Origin of the sequence: Marinobacter sp. (genome assembly GCF_046484525.1) — a bacterium.
In the GTDB taxonomy this organism is placed as follows: Bacteria; Pseudomonadota; Gammaproteobacteria; order Pseudomonadales; family Oleiphilaceae; genus Marinobacter.
In genome coordinates this window covers 1-13294 of sequence record NZ_JAWOIS010000049.1, presented here as the reverse complement: position 1 = coordinate 13294, position 13294 = coordinate 1, and the positions used below count along the sequence as shown (strand labels likewise).

The 13294-nt window shown below is 60.9% G+C and carries 12 protein-coding genes; 10 read left to right on the top strand and 2 right to left on the bottom strand.

Annotated elements, in window-relative coordinates; all coding sequences use genetic code 11:
• Positions 1 to 3: 3 nt before the first annotated feature.
• The 7 genes from R6W86_RS10625 (at position 4) to R6W86_RS10595 (ending at position 7449) form a co-directional block, all read left to right on the top strand.
• Positions 4 to 996 (top strand): carbohydrate ABC transporter permease, encoded by a 993-nt coding sequence (locus tag R6W86_RS10625; protein WP_410329332.1) that lies wholly within the window; start codon positions 4 to 6, stop codon positions 994 to 996.
• The gene (locus tag R6W86_RS10620; protein ID WP_410329331.1) at positions 993 to 1835 is read left to right on the top strand and encodes a carbohydrate ABC transporter permease; all 843 of its coding nucleotides are present in this window, start codon (positions 993 to 995) and stop codon (positions 1833 to 1835) included. The genes R6W86_RS10625 and R6W86_RS10620 overlap by 4 nt, the downstream gene beginning before the upstream one ends.
• Before the next feature lie 16 nt (positions 1836 to 1851).
• Complete coding sequence (locus R6W86_RS10615; RefSeq protein WP_410329330.1) at positions 1852 to 3462, top strand: alpha-amylase family glycosyl hydrolase; 1611 nt, start codon at positions 1852 to 1854, stop codon at positions 3460 to 3462.
• Positions 3463 to 3512: 50 nt separating this feature from the next.
• Positions 3513 to 4649 carry an ABC transporter ATP-binding protein gene (locus R6W86_RS10610; protein ID WP_410329329.1) on the top strand — a complete coding sequence of 379 codons (1137 nt, stop codon included), beginning with the start codon at positions 3513 to 3515 and terminating at the stop codon, positions 4647 to 4649.
• Between the two features lie 27 nt (positions 4650 to 4676).
• Positions 4677 to 5726, top strand: coding sequence for a LacI family DNA-binding transcriptional regulator (locus tag R6W86_RS10605; protein ID WP_410329328.1), 1050 nt, complete (start codon positions 4677 to 4679; stop codon positions 5724 to 5726).
• 21 nt (positions 5727 to 5747) lie between these two features.
• Positions 5748 to 6704 (top strand): carbohydrate kinase family protein, encoded by a 957-nt coding sequence (locus R6W86_RS10600; RefSeq protein WP_410329327.1) that lies wholly within the window; start codon positions 5748 to 5750, stop codon positions 6702 to 6704.
• A 133-nt stretch (positions 6705 to 6837) separates the two neighbouring features.
• Complete coding sequence (locus tag R6W86_RS10595; protein ID WP_410329326.1) at positions 6838 to 7449, top strand: Yip1 family protein; 612 nt, start codon at positions 6838 to 6840, stop codon at positions 7447 to 7449.
• Between the two features lie 87 nt (positions 7450 to 7536).
• Here the strand turns inward: R6W86_RS10595 and R6W86_RS10590 are convergent, their stop codons facing one another.
• Positions 7537 to 8643 carry a PilT/PilU family type 4a pilus ATPase gene (locus R6W86_RS10590; protein ID WP_410329325.1) on the bottom strand — a complete coding sequence of 369 codons (1107 nt, stop codon included), beginning with the start codon at positions 8641 to 8643 and terminating at the stop codon, positions 7537 to 7539.
• A gap of 80 nt (positions 8644 to 8723) precedes the next feature.
• Positions 8724 to 11138: a xylulose 5-phosphate 3-epimerase gene (locus R6W86_RS10585; RefSeq protein ID WP_410329324.1), complete on the bottom strand. Its 2415-nt coding sequence runs from the start codon at positions 11136 to 11138 to the stop codon at positions 8724 to 8726.
• A gap of 170 nt (positions 11139 to 11308) precedes the next feature.
• On the opposite strand from R6W86_RS10585, the gene ilvD reads away from it, so the two are divergent.
• From ilvD to R6W86_RS10570, 3 genes are read left to right on the top strand one after another with little or no spacing between them, the layout of a single operon-like run.
• The gene (gene ilvD, locus R6W86_RS10580; protein WP_410329323.1) at positions 11309 to 12985 is read left to right on the top strand and encodes a dihydroxy-acid dehydratase; all 1677 of its coding nucleotides are present in this window, start codon (positions 11309 to 11311) and stop codon (positions 12983 to 12985) included.
• Positions 12985 to 13128, top strand: a complete 144-nt coding sequence (locus R6W86_RS10575) for a hypothetical protein (protein WP_410329322.1) — start codon at positions 12985 to 12987, stop codon at positions 13126 to 13128. The genes ilvD and R6W86_RS10575 overlap by 1 nt, the downstream gene beginning before the upstream one ends.
• A 4-nt stretch (positions 13129 to 13132) precedes the next feature.
• Positions 13133 to 13252 carry an RNA polymerase sigma factor gene (locus R6W86_RS10570; protein WP_410329321.1) on the top strand — a complete coding sequence of 40 codons (120 nt, stop codon included), beginning with the start codon at positions 13133 to 13135 and terminating at the stop codon, positions 13250 to 13252.
• Positions 13253 to 13294 lie beyond the last annotated feature (42 nt).

Genomic DNA, 13294 nt, shown 5'->3' with positions numbered 1-13294 from the left:
ATCATGTCACACACTACTCCAGCACCGGCAGAAATCGAAGTGGTCGGCAAGACGCCGACCGCCTCTGTCCCGGCCCGGCGGCGGGCCAGTAAGGTCAGCCGCCAGCGCCTGCGAGCAGCATGGGTGTTCCTGATTCCCATGCTGCTGGTGCTGGCCGCCGTGGCGGGATGGCCTTTGTTCCGGACTATCTGGTTCAGCTTCACCGACGCCAGTTTCGCGAATATCAGCGAGTACAGCTGGGTTGGTTTCGAGAACTACCTGGTCTATGACGATGGCATGTGGTTCGGCGTCCTGGCCGATCCCACCTGGTGGCGGGCGGTGTGGAACACCCTGTTCTTCACCGTGGTGTCCGTGGGCGCCGAGACGGTCCTCGGACTCATTATTGCACTGACCCTTAACGCCCAGTTCCGTGGCCGTGGCTGGATCCGGGCTGCCACTCTGATTCCCTGGGCCATTCCCACGATTGTATCCGCCAAGATGTGGGGCTGGATGCTCCACGACCAGTTCGGGATCATCAACGACTTGCTGATGACCCTCGGTATTATCGCCGAACCCCTGAACTGGACCGCCAATGCGGATCTGTCAATGTGGGCGGTGATCATGGTGGATGTCTGGAAGACCACCCCTTTCATGGCCTTGCTGACCCTGGCGGCCCTGCAGATGTTGCCCTCGGATTGCTACGAAGCAGCAAAAGTGGATGGCATCCACCCGGTAAGGGTGTTTTTCAAGGTGACTCTGCCGCTGATCACCCCGGCCGTGATGGTGGCCATCATCTTCCGGGTCCTGGATGCCCTGCGGGTTTTTGATGTCATTTACGTGCTGACGTCCAACAGCGAGGACACCATGTCCATGTCGGTTTACGCTCGACAGCAGCTGGTGCAGTTCCAGGATGTCGGTTACGGTTCGGCAGCATCTACCGTGCTGTTCCTGATCATTGCACTGGCGACCATCACCTATCTCTACCTCGGCCGCAAACAGATTGGAGGTGAGGCATGAATTCCCGTTTGCTTAAGAAAGTGGCTGGCAAGATCGGGTTTTCGGTATTGCTGGTGGTGATCCTTCTGTTCACGGTATTCCCGTTTTATTACGCCATCCTGACCTCGTTCAAGAGTGGTTCGGAGTTGTTCACGGTGGAGTACTGGATCAGTTCCTTCGACTTTGCCAACTACGCGGCGGTACTGGGACAGGACTCGTTCGTCAACAGCATCTGGAACTCCGTTCTGGTGTCCTTCGCCACAGTGCTCATTGCCATGGGATTTGGTCTGACTGCAGCATACGCCTTGGGGCGTGTGCAGTTCCGGGGGCGCAATGCTGTGTTGATGATCGTTCTCGGGATCTCCATGTTTCCCCAGGTGGCGGTGTTGTCCGGCCTGTTCGAGGTGATCCGCGCCATGAATCTGTACAACGATCCGCTGGCTCTGATCTTCTCCTACACCATTTTTACGCTGCCGTTCACGGTGTGGATCCTGACCACCTTCATGCGGCAGCTGCCCAAGGAACTGGAGGAGGCCGCCATTGTGGATGGCGCATCGCCCCTGACCACTCTGTTCAAGGTGTTTGTGCCACTGATGTGGCCAGCCATGGCCACTACCGGGTTGCTGGCGTTCATTGCCGCCTGGAACGAGTTCCTGTTCGCACTCACATTCACCCTCACCGACGACCAGCGCACCGTACCCGTGGCCATTGCCCTCATTACCGGCGGCTCCCAGCACGAGTTGCCCTGGGGCAACCTGATGGCGGCCTCGGTCATTGTGACGGTGCCGCTGGTGGTGTTGGTGCTCATCTTCCAACGTCGAATCGTGTCCGGCCTGACGGCGGGCGCGGTCAAAGGTTAATCAAGGAGTTTTCTGTATGACCCAGCCATGGTGGAAAGGCGGCATCATATACCAGATCTATCCCCGCAGCTTTCTAGATACTAATGGGGATGGCATCGGTGACCTCAAGGGCGTCACCGAGAAGCTGCCCTACGTGGCCTCGTTGGGGGTGGATGCGATCTGGTTGTCGCCGTTCTTCACCTCACCGATGAAGGATTTTGGCTACGACGTTTCGGACTATCAGGGCGTCGACCCGATGTTCGGCGACATGGCCGACTACAAGGCCTTGGTGGAGGAGGCCCATCGCCTCGGCCTGAAGGTCATCATCGACCAGGTGCTGAGCCATACCTCCGATGTCCATCCCTGGTTCGAGGAAAGTCGCCAGAACCGTGACAATCCGAAGGCCGACTGGTTCGTGTGGGCTGACCCGAAACCGGACGGCACGCCGCCCAACAACTGGTTGTCCATCTTCGGTGGCAGCGCCTGGACCTGGGACAGCCGCCGCGCCCAGTATTACTTGCACAATTTCCTGGCCAGCCAGCCGGACCTCAATTTCCACAATCCGGAGGTACGTCGGGCCCAGTTGGACAACATGCGCTTCTGGCTGGAAATGGGCACCGACGGTTTCCGGCTGGATACGGTAAACTTCTATTATCACAGCCAGGGCCTGGAGGATAACCCACCGGTGCCTGCGGATCAGCCCAAGACCTTCGTGGCCAGTGGCGTGAACCCCTACACCTACCAGCGCCATGTATACGATCTGAGCCAGCCGGAGAACCTGGACTTCCTGGCGGACCTGCGCCGGCTGATGGACCATTACCCGGGCACCACTCTGGTGGGCGAGATCGGTGACGACAAGCCGCTTGAGCGCATGGCCGAATACACCCGGGGCAACGGCCGGCTGCACATGGCCTATTCGTTTGACCTGCTGTCGGACCACCATGGCCCGGACTGGGTCCGTGACGTCGTGCGCCGGTTCCAGAGTGGTCTGGGTGAGGGCTGGCCGTGCTGGGCTCTGAGTAACCACGACGTGGTGAGGGTGGTAACCCGCTGGGGCGAAGGCGTGGAGGACCCGGCGGCGTATGCCCGTATTCTCATGGCCCTGCTGCTGACCCTGCGTGGCAGTGTGTCCATGTACCAGGGTGAGGAGCTCGGTCTGCCCGAGGCCAATGTACCTTTTGCAGCCCTGCAGGATCCCTATGGCATTGAGTTCTGGCCGGAATTCAAGGGACGCGACGGCTGCCGGACACCCATGCCCTGGACGTCGGAACCCGGCGCTGGCTTTACCACCGGCGACCCCTGGCTGCCCATCGACAGCGCCCACCGGGAACTGTCGGTCCAGGACCAGGAACAGGACCCCAACTCCACCCTTAACCGGGTGCGGGGGCTGATCCGGTGGCGCCAGCAGCAACCGGCCCTGGTGGAAGGTGACCTGGAGTTACTTGAGGACACCGGCGATGCCCTGTGTTGGGTGCGCCGAACGGATGAGCAGTGCCTTCTGGTGGCCCTGAACCTGACCGGCAGGGAGATCCGGACGCCCTTGCCCCTGGCTGTCGGCAGGGTTGTCAGCGAACCCGGCTTCGAGGGTCGTGTCGATGATCGTGACCTGGTGTTGCCGCCGTACCAGGCCCTGTTTGCAGAACTTTAAACTTCGGAGCGCCCGGCCGGAGCCGGGCGATCAAGAGAGGAGTCTCCACCATGGCTTGCGTGGAACTGAAGAACATCAACAAGACCTTTGGTAAAGAAGAGATATTGCCTTGCGTGAACCTGCGCATCGAAGACGGGGAATTTGTTGTCTTTGTCGGTCCGTCCGGCTGCGGCAAGTCCACCCTCCTGCGCTTGATCGCCGGCCTGGAGGATCCCACTGGTGGTGACATCGAGATTGACGGTGAGGTGGTTACCGAACAGTCCCCCAAAGAGCGGGGTGTGGGCATGGTGTTCCAGTCTTATGCCCTGTACCCCCATATGTCCGTATACGAGAACATCGCGTTCGGACTGAAACTGCGCAAGGCCAACAAGGGCAAGATCCGGGAATGGGTGGAAAAGACCGCGCAGGTCCTGCAACTGGAGAAACTGCTGGATCGAAAACCGAGGGAGTTGTCCGGTGGCCAGCGCCAGCGGGTCGCGATCGGCCGCGCCATGGCCCGCGAGCCCCGGATCATGCTGTTCGACGAGCCGCTGTCCAACCTCGATGCCAGCCTCCGGGTCCAGATGCGCACAGAGATCGCCAAACTGCACGACCGCCTGCAGTCCACCATGATCTATGTGACCCACGATCAGGTGGAGGCCATGACCCTGGCCGACAAAATCGTAGTGCTCAACAAGGGCAACGTGGAACAGGTGGGTACCCCGTACGAACTCTACGAACACCCGGCCAGTCTGTTTGTTGCCGGTTTCATCGGATCGCCCAAGATGAATCTTATGCCGGGCAGGATCGCCGGAGGCACAGGCAGCGACAGAACGCAGGTCGACGTGGATGGACTTGGTATGCTGGCGATTAACCGGGACATTGCTGAGCTGGCAGAGGGCGACGCCGTCACGGTGGGCGTCCGGCCCGAGCACTTCCACCTGGAAGTCTCCGATCGGGATCACGGTCTTGAGGTGGTTAACGTCGAGTACCTGGGCAACGAGGCCTACGTTTACATCGAGCTGCCGGCCATGGAAGAGTTGATGGTGGTGCGCCATCCGGTGCCCTGTGAGATCACTCCCGGCCAGAAGGTGGCGTTGAGTACTGACGCGGACCTGGTCCACGTCTTCGGCAACAACGACCAGGCATTGTCGCCCCATGCGCAACAGCCGCCAACCGCCGGGCTGGCCGAGGCGGCAAGCCGTTGACCACAGAAACACACCGGTGGGGAAATCATGACCGTCAGTAATATGCCGAAACGGCTAACCGTGAAGGCGATGGCCGAGAAACTGAATGTCTCCACGGCCACCATTTCCAATGCCTTCAACCGGCCGGATCAGCTCTCCGAGGCCAAGCGGCGCTGGATTCTCGAGGAGTGCAAGCGTCTGGGCTACATGGGACCGAATGCGGCCGCCCGCAGTCTGCGGACCGGACGTACCGGCATTGTCGGGGTTATGCTGGCGGACAACCTGGCCTACAGTCTGACCGATCCGGTGGCCAACGAGTTACTGCACGGGGTGGCCGAGGTTCTCGATCGGCGACACATGAACATGCTGCTGCTCTCCAGCCACGATGAACAGCGCTGCCGACTGCAGGAATCGATGGTTGATGGCTTTATCATCTACGGCTGGCTCAAGGAAGAGGACACCTACGAGCGCCTGAAGCAGCACGGCAAGCCCATGGTGGTGGTGGACTTTGATCTGGAAGGCTGTACCTGGGTCAACATCGACAACTACGACGGCGCTCGCCGTAGCGCCGAACATGCCCTGCGCACGCCGCCGGAACAGGTGGCCATTCTGGGCCTGAGGCTGGTGGACACGGATCGGGTCTGCCGGATCCGTGATCGTGAGCTGTTCAGCGAGACCCGGGCAATTTCGGTCCGGCGCCTGAACGGTTACCTTGATGCTCTGGGGGCGGCTGGTTACCAGGTGCCGTCGGAGCGAATCTGGTCCACGCCCACCAACACCCATCAGGATGCCTACCAGGCCGCGCGCGAGGCACTGACCAGCTCTCCCCGGCCGGACCTGCTGCTGTGCATGAGTGATCGCATCGGGCTGGCAACTATCCAGGCGGCATTGCAGATGGGGCTGAGGGTACCGGAAGATGTCCGGGTAGTCGGCTTCGACGGCATCCCGGAAGCCGCCAATATCCATCCGTCCCTGACCACTGTCTACCAGCAGAGTGCCGAAAAGGGCCGGGTGGCAGCCCGTATTTTCCTCGGCGAGCAGGAGGACCGGAATGTCCTGCTGCAGACCCACTTGCTGGTGCGTGAAAGCTGCCCGTAACTGTTCGAGAGGTTCCAGTTGATGTCCGATGTTCTGTGCTTCGGCGAGGCGCTGATTGATATGCGGGGTGAGCAGGGCGAGGGTGGTGTTTATTATGTACCGCAGCCCGGCGGCGCCCCGGCCAACGTGGCGGTCGGTGTTGCCCGTCTGGGCGGACGCGCCGGGTTTGCTGGCCAGGTGGGTAATGATGTGTTCGGTCAGACGATTGTCCGCGCGCTGGTCGATTACGGTGTGGATACCTCCCTGTTGGCGATGTCGGATTCGGCACTGACTGCGCTGGCGATGGTGTCGCTGGACGAGCAGGGTGAGCGCAGCTTCAGCTTCTACCGCAACGCCACGGCGGACCTGTTGTACCGGTCGGATCAGCTGCCAGAGAGAGCGCTGAATGCGGCCCGGATCTTCCATCTGTGCTCCAACACCCTGACCGAACCGGCGATTCGTGACACTTCGCGGCGCCTGGTGGCACGGGCTCGCGAGGCCGGCTGCCTGGTCAGTTTCGATGTCAACTTCCGGCCCGGACTCTGGCCGGCACCGCAAGAAGCGCCGGAGATCATCGGGCAGATCGCCCAACAGGCGGACATCGTCAAGTTCAGCCGGGAGGAACTCGGGCAGCTCTATGCCAAAGAGGCCTGGGCCGTGGTGGAAGCCCTGCACGAGCAGGGTGTGTCACTGGTGGTGGTGTCGGACGGCGCGGCCACCCTGCGAGCGTTCGCGGGTGGAGAACCCTTGCTGATTGAGCCGCCGCAGGTGCATGCCCTCGATACCACGGCTGCCGGTGACTCATTTGTTGCCGGTCTGCTCTACCGTCTGTGGCAGGACCGGGTTTCCGGCACCGGTTTCCGGCAGTGGTTGGCGTCGGAAGGTGTGCTCGCCGATGCCCTGAAATTCGCCAGCCATTGTGGTGCGGTTACCGCAACCCGGTTCGGTGCGTTTGATGCCTTGCCAGAACCAAAGGATCTGAAAGCCTTTTCTAAATGACAAAAAGTCATTAAGGCTGCCTTTTAACCCCATCATTCTTGACTATAGTTAAGTTCAGGTGCCGCTTTTTGATCCGACAGCGTGCGAGAGGCGTACCTGATCATACCAACAACAGCAAGAAAAGGGGGTGTCCATGCTCCTGCACCATGCATTCGGTCTTTTCACGCACCCAGGCGAAGAATGGGTGTCCATTCGTAAAGAACACGAGACTCCTCGACGGCTCTACATAGCCTATGTATTGGTTCTGGCTGCCATCGCACCAGTGTGCGCTTACATATCGACAGCCTACTTCGGCTGGACGGTGGGTAATGAGCGGCTGATCAAGTTGACTGAAATCAGCGCCCTGCAATTGAGCGTGCTGACTTACCTGGCCATGCTGGTGGGTGTTTTCGCCCTGGGCTACGCCATCAACTGGATGGCGAAAACCTACGGCGCGAAGGAAGAACATGTCCCGTCTAATGGGATTGCGTTGGCAGCCTATTCCTGTACGCCGTTGTTCCTGGCAGGCTTTGCCCTGCTTTACCCGGTGCCCTGGTTCAACGCGATTGTGTTCCTGATCGCCGCCTGTTATGGCGCCTGGCTCATGTATGATGGATTGCCGATAGTTATGGGTATAGAGAAAGAGCGTGCCGTCATGTATGCCGGAGCGTTGCTCACGGTGGCTCTGGTAATACTCGTGTCGACGCGGGTCGGTTCCGTCATCCTCTGGAACTTGGGTGTCGGCCCGGTATTTGTGAGTGGGTGAACGCGGACAGCGTCGCCAACAAATTACCCAGCGGGGTGGGAGAGAAGGGAGCCAGACCGGCTCCCTTCAGGTTTTCAAAGGCTGTTTCTAGTCACCATCGTCGATCCGGAGTCCCGAGCTGGCAGAGCCCATCTTGCCCTGTTCAAGACGGATGGCAACTTCCAGGTTGTGCCTTGAGTCTGCATTGGCGAAGGCCTCGTCCTTGGTAATCTTGCCCTGGTGGTAAAGGTCCAGAATGGCCTGATCGAAGGTCTGCATGCCCATTTCCCGGCTCTTTTCCATCACCTCACCGATGCCGCCTATCTCTCCTTTGTTGACCAGTTCCTTGATGTAGGGGCTTGTAAGCATCACTTCGGCTGCCGGGACCCGTGTGCCATCCACGCTGCGCAACAGGCGTTGGGACACCACTGCCCGAAGGTGCAGGCTGAGATCCATGAACAGCTCCCGGTGGGCCTCATCCGGGAAGAAGTTCACAATCCGGCGCAGGGTCTGGTCCACGTTACTGGCATGCAGGGTGGAGATACATAGGTGACCGGTCTCTGCGTAGGTCAGCGCCTGCTTCATGGTTTCCCGGTCCCGGATCTCGCCAATCATGATTACGTCCGGGGCCTCACGCATAGCGCGCTTCAGAGCGTCGGAATAGGAGTGGGTATCGACACCGACTTCCCGCTGGTTGATCACACTCATGCCGTGTGTGTGGGTGTATTCGATGGGGTCCTCGATGGTGAGTATATGGCCACTGCGGTGCCGGTTCCGGTAATCGATCATCGACGCGAGCGTGGTGGATTTGCCGGAGCCAGTGGCACCCACGACCAGGATCAGGCCCCGGGGTTCCATAATCAGTTGCTCCAGGATGCCGGGCAGGCCGAGGGACTCAATTGAGGGGATGTCGGTTTTGAGGTAGCGGATGACCATCGCTACTTCGCCGCGTTGCCAGAACACATTGACCCGGAACCGGCCGATGTGGTCCACCCCGATGGCCATATCCAGCTCCAGATCCCGTTCGAATGAGGCCCTCTGGCGATCGTTCATCACCGAATACGCCAGATTCTTGACGGCGCCCGGCGGAAAGGGGTTCTGGGTCAGGGGCTTGGTCTGGCCTTCGATCTTGATCATCACCGGTGTGCCGGTGGAAAAGTAGAGGTCCGATGCGCCTTTGTCGGCCATGATTTTGAGGTATGCGGGCAACTCCATAAAACTGTCTCGCTATCCACGGTTCAAAATACCAATACTAGCTCAGAAACCAGGGGCTTGCCCGGGAAGTGCTCGATGGCTCAGGCAGTGGGCAGTCCCCGGGTAATGACTGACGGATCTCCCTGACCTTCCACGGCGGCCAGCTCGGCACGGGACAACCATTCGCCGGGGGGCTTTTCCATGACCCGGGCGCAGGCTGCCAGGACATGCCCCCAGGAACACTGGTTAGCAAACAGCATGCCGGCCACGTTCAGCGTGCCGCCTTGATTCAGATAACCCAGCACCCGGGTGTGGGCCGGCTCCGGAAACAGCGGGTTCAGGTGGCCGCGGAAAACCTCGGGCCGCATATGGGTCAGGCCGACACGACGCCTGAGACGATGGGGGAAGAGGCGTTCGCGTTCGAATTCCGAGGCGCAGACGACGGCCTCGTGAGCGTCACGGGGCTGGCGAAAACGGCCGGGCTCCTGCACATATACCAGTCGGAAGGGAGTCCCGGTCTCCCGCAGGCGTTCACAGGCCCGAATCGCCTCGGATAACTGGTAGGCGCCGTTGGCAATCAATAGTAGTGGCTCTCCGGCACAGGTGTCCTCATCCACCACCAGGGCGCCGTGTCGGGCCAGGATGTCGGCCTCATTGGCGTCGAAGACACAGGGTCGTTCCCGCTTGGGCACCACCATGCACGTCAGGCGGCCGCGATCGGAGTACACCGAGGGGAGCGTGGCGAGGGTGCTGTTGTAGTCGGCCGGGAAGAGCACCCGGGAAACATCGTTCATCTCGGCCAGAAGACTCTCGCAAAATGTGGTGTCCTGGTGCGACTGTTCATTTTTGCCATTTTCCCAGGTGTGGGAGGTGGCGATGACCGGAAATCCGAGCCAGCGTGCGGGCCGTCCCACCACTTTCTGGTGCCGGGCGAAAATCAGTTCCTGGCGGATTGCCCCGAGCATCTTCACGCAGAAGGCCTCGTAGCTTGCCGCCAGGTTGATACCGGCCTTGTTGGCCAAACATGCGGAAATCGCCGCTTCCTCGTCCAGCACGGTTATGATCTTGCCGTGAATCGCTTCCTGGTCATTTTCGGGATCATTCACCCGATGTTTTAGCGCTTTGAGGGTGCCGGTCAGACGGTTGCTGGCGAGCTCGTCCGGATTGCCAACCCGGGGGCGCAGGCCCGGATTCTCCGCAACCAGGGCCCGGAAAAAATGGTCCACGGCGGTCATGGGCGATGAGGACGGTGCCCGGCACGGAGCCAGCCGGGGAATGACCGGATCGATCGGATTCCGTCGTGCCAGGGGGTGGTCCCGTTCCAGAGGGCGCTTCTGAAGGCAATGGTCGCTGAGTTGACAAACCGCATCCTTAATCTCATCCGGGCTGACCCAAAGTGGGTTGATGTGGGTCTGGAACAGCTCTCGGGCCCGGGTGTCGATCCGAGGATTGCCCGGCAGAGGCAGGTTGTGGGCGGCATTGCTGCCGGCGCCATAGAAACCGTAACCCTTGACGGTTTCGGCGATACCATAGGGAATGCGCACCGGGTAGTGTATCTCGCCGTTAATCGCGGCTTGCCCGTGATCCTTCAGGGCCTCCTCCATGGAGAACAGGACACAGACAAAGGCCGCCGGATCGCGGCCGTCGAAACGGACCGGATCAAAGCCCCGCTGGCTCAGGCGCGCCTCGAACCGTTCGAGCCCCTCCCGGGTGCCCAGCCCGGTGCGCCGGCCGTTGGCAATCATGATCGGCAGAACCAGCCCACAGTCCTCCTGGCGCCACCAACGGGGAATCCAGTCACTGCCACGCTGTTCCTCGGCGGCGCCATCAGAAAGAAACGCCACCAAGGTTTCCCCCGGCAGCGGCATGTGGGCATACTGGAGTTCCGCGAATCCCGGGTAGCCGCCCTCAATGATACCGCCGGCGGTATTCGGGTTGACGTGGCTGCCGACCGGCACCGCCATGGAACCATCAGGGTTCTGCCGGTAACTGTAGAAATCCTCGGCCAGCCGCGACAGGCCCTCGGCGCCCCGGTAACGCTCCTGCTGCTCGGGATGGAGATTGCCGGCCAGGACGTTGAGTGCTTCCACCGCGGCCACGCAATGGCCCTGACCCATCAACCAGCTCCGGGTCTCGCCGGTCAGGCTGTTAAGGGCGAGGTAGGCGGCGTAGGCCGGGACCATGTTAAGCGCACCGCCGGTGTGGCCTTCCGGACTGGTTTTGAAATCCTGGGGGGCAAGGGGCGCTCCGGAGACGTCCACACGTCGGGTATAAGTCATGTGCAACACCAGCCACAGGCCGGCGCTGGTCAGGCGGTCCAGCGCCACCAGTTTGCGATAGACCGCTTCGGTGTCCGGTTGCAGTCCTCGCTGTACCAGTCGCTCAGCCAGCGCCCGGACCCGCGCGCAAGTGGAATCTGTATGCCGGATGACGCCATAGCCACGGCGCCACAGATCGTATTGCGGGCGGAAATGACCGGTGGTCGGCGCCGGCTGGGATTGAATTGGCGCTGGCATGGCATGCCTCCGTGACTGGGATAATCTGCCAGTGATTGTAAAAGCTGGCAGCACGAGCCCCCTTGATGCAGGTCATTCAGTACTGCATATTGTTTTGGGCTGGTTTTTTTGAGGTTAACCTCCGAATCTGAGATCCTGACCTGATCATTCCTGAGGATCTGGTGACCGCCATGACAGACGACAAACGCCGTCAATACTCATCTCCGGTGGTGGATGGCATTGGCAAGTCCGCCAGTCGGGCCATGCTCCGGGCCGTGGGCTTTACCGATGAGGATTTCCGCAAGCCGCAGGTGGGCATTGCCTCGACCTGGAGCAATCTCACGCCCTGTAACATGCACATCAACCGGCTGGCCGAGGAATCCGCCGAGGGCGCCGATGAGGCGGGCGGAAAGTCCCTGATCTTCAATACCATCACCGTGTCCGACGGCATCGCCAACGGCACCGAAGGTATGAAGTACTCCCTGGTGTCCCGTGAGGTAATTGCCGATTCCATCGAGACCACTGCCGGCTGCGAGGGCTTTGACGGCCTCGTGGCCATCGGAGGCTGCGACAAGAACATGCCGGGTTGCCTGATGGGGCTGGCGCGGTTGAACCGGCCGTCGGTGTTTGTGTATGGCGGCACCATCATGCCCGGCAAAAACCACACCGACATCATCTCGGTGTTTGAAGCGGTCGGAGCCCATGCCCGGGGAGACCTGGACCTCATCGAGGTAAAGCAGATCGAGGAGACCGCCATACCGGGTCCCGGCTCCTGCGGAGGGATGTATACCGCCAACACCATGGCGTCGGCCATTGAGGCTATGGGCATGAGTCTGCCCGGAAGTTCGGCCCAGAATGCGGTCTCCGAAACCAAGGTGGAGGATTGCCGGGCCGCCGGGGCAGCGGTACTGAACCTGCTGGAAAAGGGTATCCGTCCCTCGGATATCATGACCCGAAAGGCGTTCGAGAATGCCATCACCGTAGTTATTGCCCTGGGCGGTTCCACCAATGCGGTGCTGCACCTGCTGGCGATGGCCAGCACCATCGGTGTGGTGCTGGATCTGGAAGACTTCACCGAAATCGGCAAACGGGTGCCCGTGCTGGCGGACCTGAGGCCCAGCGGCCACTACATGATGTCCGAGCTGGTGGCCATTGGCGGTATCCAGCCATTGATGAAGATGTTGCTGGATCGGGGGCTGTTGCACGGCGACTGCCTGACAGTGACTGGCCAGACACTGGCGGAGAATCTGGGGGACGTTGAGCCCTACCCCGAGGGGCAGGACATCATTCATGCCTTCGAGGATCCCATCAAGGCCGACAGCCACCTGCGTATCCTCTACGGTAACCTGGCGCCCACAGGGGCGGTGGCCAAGATTACCGGCAAGGAGGGTACCCATTTCACCGGTCGCGCCCGGGTATTCCATTCCGAGGAGGAGGCTCAGGCCCGGATTCTCGACGGCACCGTGGTGGCGGGTGATGTTCTGGTGATCCGTTACGAGGGTCCCAAGGGCGGCCCCGGAATGCGGGAGATGCTCAGCCCCACGTCCGCGATTATGGGCAAAGGGCTCGGCAGCGACGTGGCGCTGATCACCGATGGCCGTTTTTCCGGCGGTAGCCATGGGTTCGTAGTCGGTCATATCACGCCGGAGGCGGCCGAAGGCGGCCCCATTGCACTGGTGGAGGATGGCGACACCGTGACCATCGACGCGGTCAGCAACCGCATCGAGCTGGACGTATCCGATGCGGAGATGGACCGCCGCCGACAGGCCTGGCAGGCCCCACAGCCAGGGGTGACTCGCGGGGTGTTGGCCAAATACGCCCGGACCGTCAGTTCGGCGTCCAGGGGTGCGGTGACCGATCTGCCCTAGTGTCCCGTCTGGTTAATTCGCTGACCTACTGCGTGGCGCTGGGGACCCTGGCCAAGGCGCCAGTGCGCAGGTGTGGTGGTTCCACATCAAGTGCTGGCAACACCGGTCAGGGGCCCCAGCGCCGCGCCCTTCGGGAGATATGAGGATATGCCTTATCCCGAGATCGCCCAGGTACTTGACTGTCCTCCCGGCACGGTCAAAACTCGGATGATGCATGCCAGGAAGAATCTCAAGCGGTGCCTTAGTGCATTCCAGAGTGGCTTGTGAACCGCTATGCGTTCCTGTACGACTCAGACTTAGGCAATACAG

Bases quoted from the DNA above. Each gene is read 5' to 3' on its own strand.
- R6W86_RS10590 (WP_410329325.1), bottom strand. From the start codon at position 8,643: ATGGAGTTGCCCGCATACCTCAAAATCATGGCCGACAAAGGCGCATCG.
- R6W86_RS10570 (WP_410329321.1), top strand. From the start codon at position 13,133: ATGCCTTATCCCGAGATCGCCCAGGTACTTGACTGTCCTCCCGGCACG.
- R6W86_RS10585 (WP_410329324.1), bottom strand. From the start codon at position 11,138: ATGCCAGCGCCAATTCAATCCCAGCCGGCGCCGACCACCGGTCATTTC.
- R6W86_RS10620 (WP_410329331.1), top strand. From the start codon at position 993: ATGAATTCCCGTTTGCTTAAGAAAGTGGCTGGCAAGATCGGGTTTTCG.
- R6W86_RS10615 (WP_410329330.1), top strand. From the start codon at position 1,852: ATGACCCAGCCATGGTGGAAAGGCGGCATCATATACCAGATCTATCCC.
- R6W86_RS10595 (WP_410329326.1), top strand. From the start codon at position 6,838: ATGCTCCTGCACCATGCATTCGGTCTTTTCACGCACCCAGGCGAAGAA.
- R6W86_RS10600 (WP_410329327.1), top strand. From the start codon at position 5,748: ATGTCCGATGTTCTGTGCTTCGGCGAGGCGCTGATTGATATGCGGGGT.
- R6W86_RS10605 (WP_410329328.1), top strand. From the start codon at position 4,677: ATGACCGTCAGTAATATGCCGAAACGGCTAACCGTGAAGGCGATGGCC.
- ilvD (WP_410329323.1), top strand. From the start codon at position 11,309: ATGACAGACGACAAACGCCGTCAATACTCATCTCCGGTGGTGGATGGC.
- R6W86_RS10610 (WP_410329329.1), top strand. From the start codon at position 3,513: ATGGCTTGCGTGGAACTGAAGAACATCAACAAGACCTTTGGTAAAGAA.
- R6W86_RS10625 (WP_410329332.1), top strand. From the start codon at position 4: ATGTCACACACTACTCCAGCACCGGCAGAAATCGAAGTGGTCGGCAAG.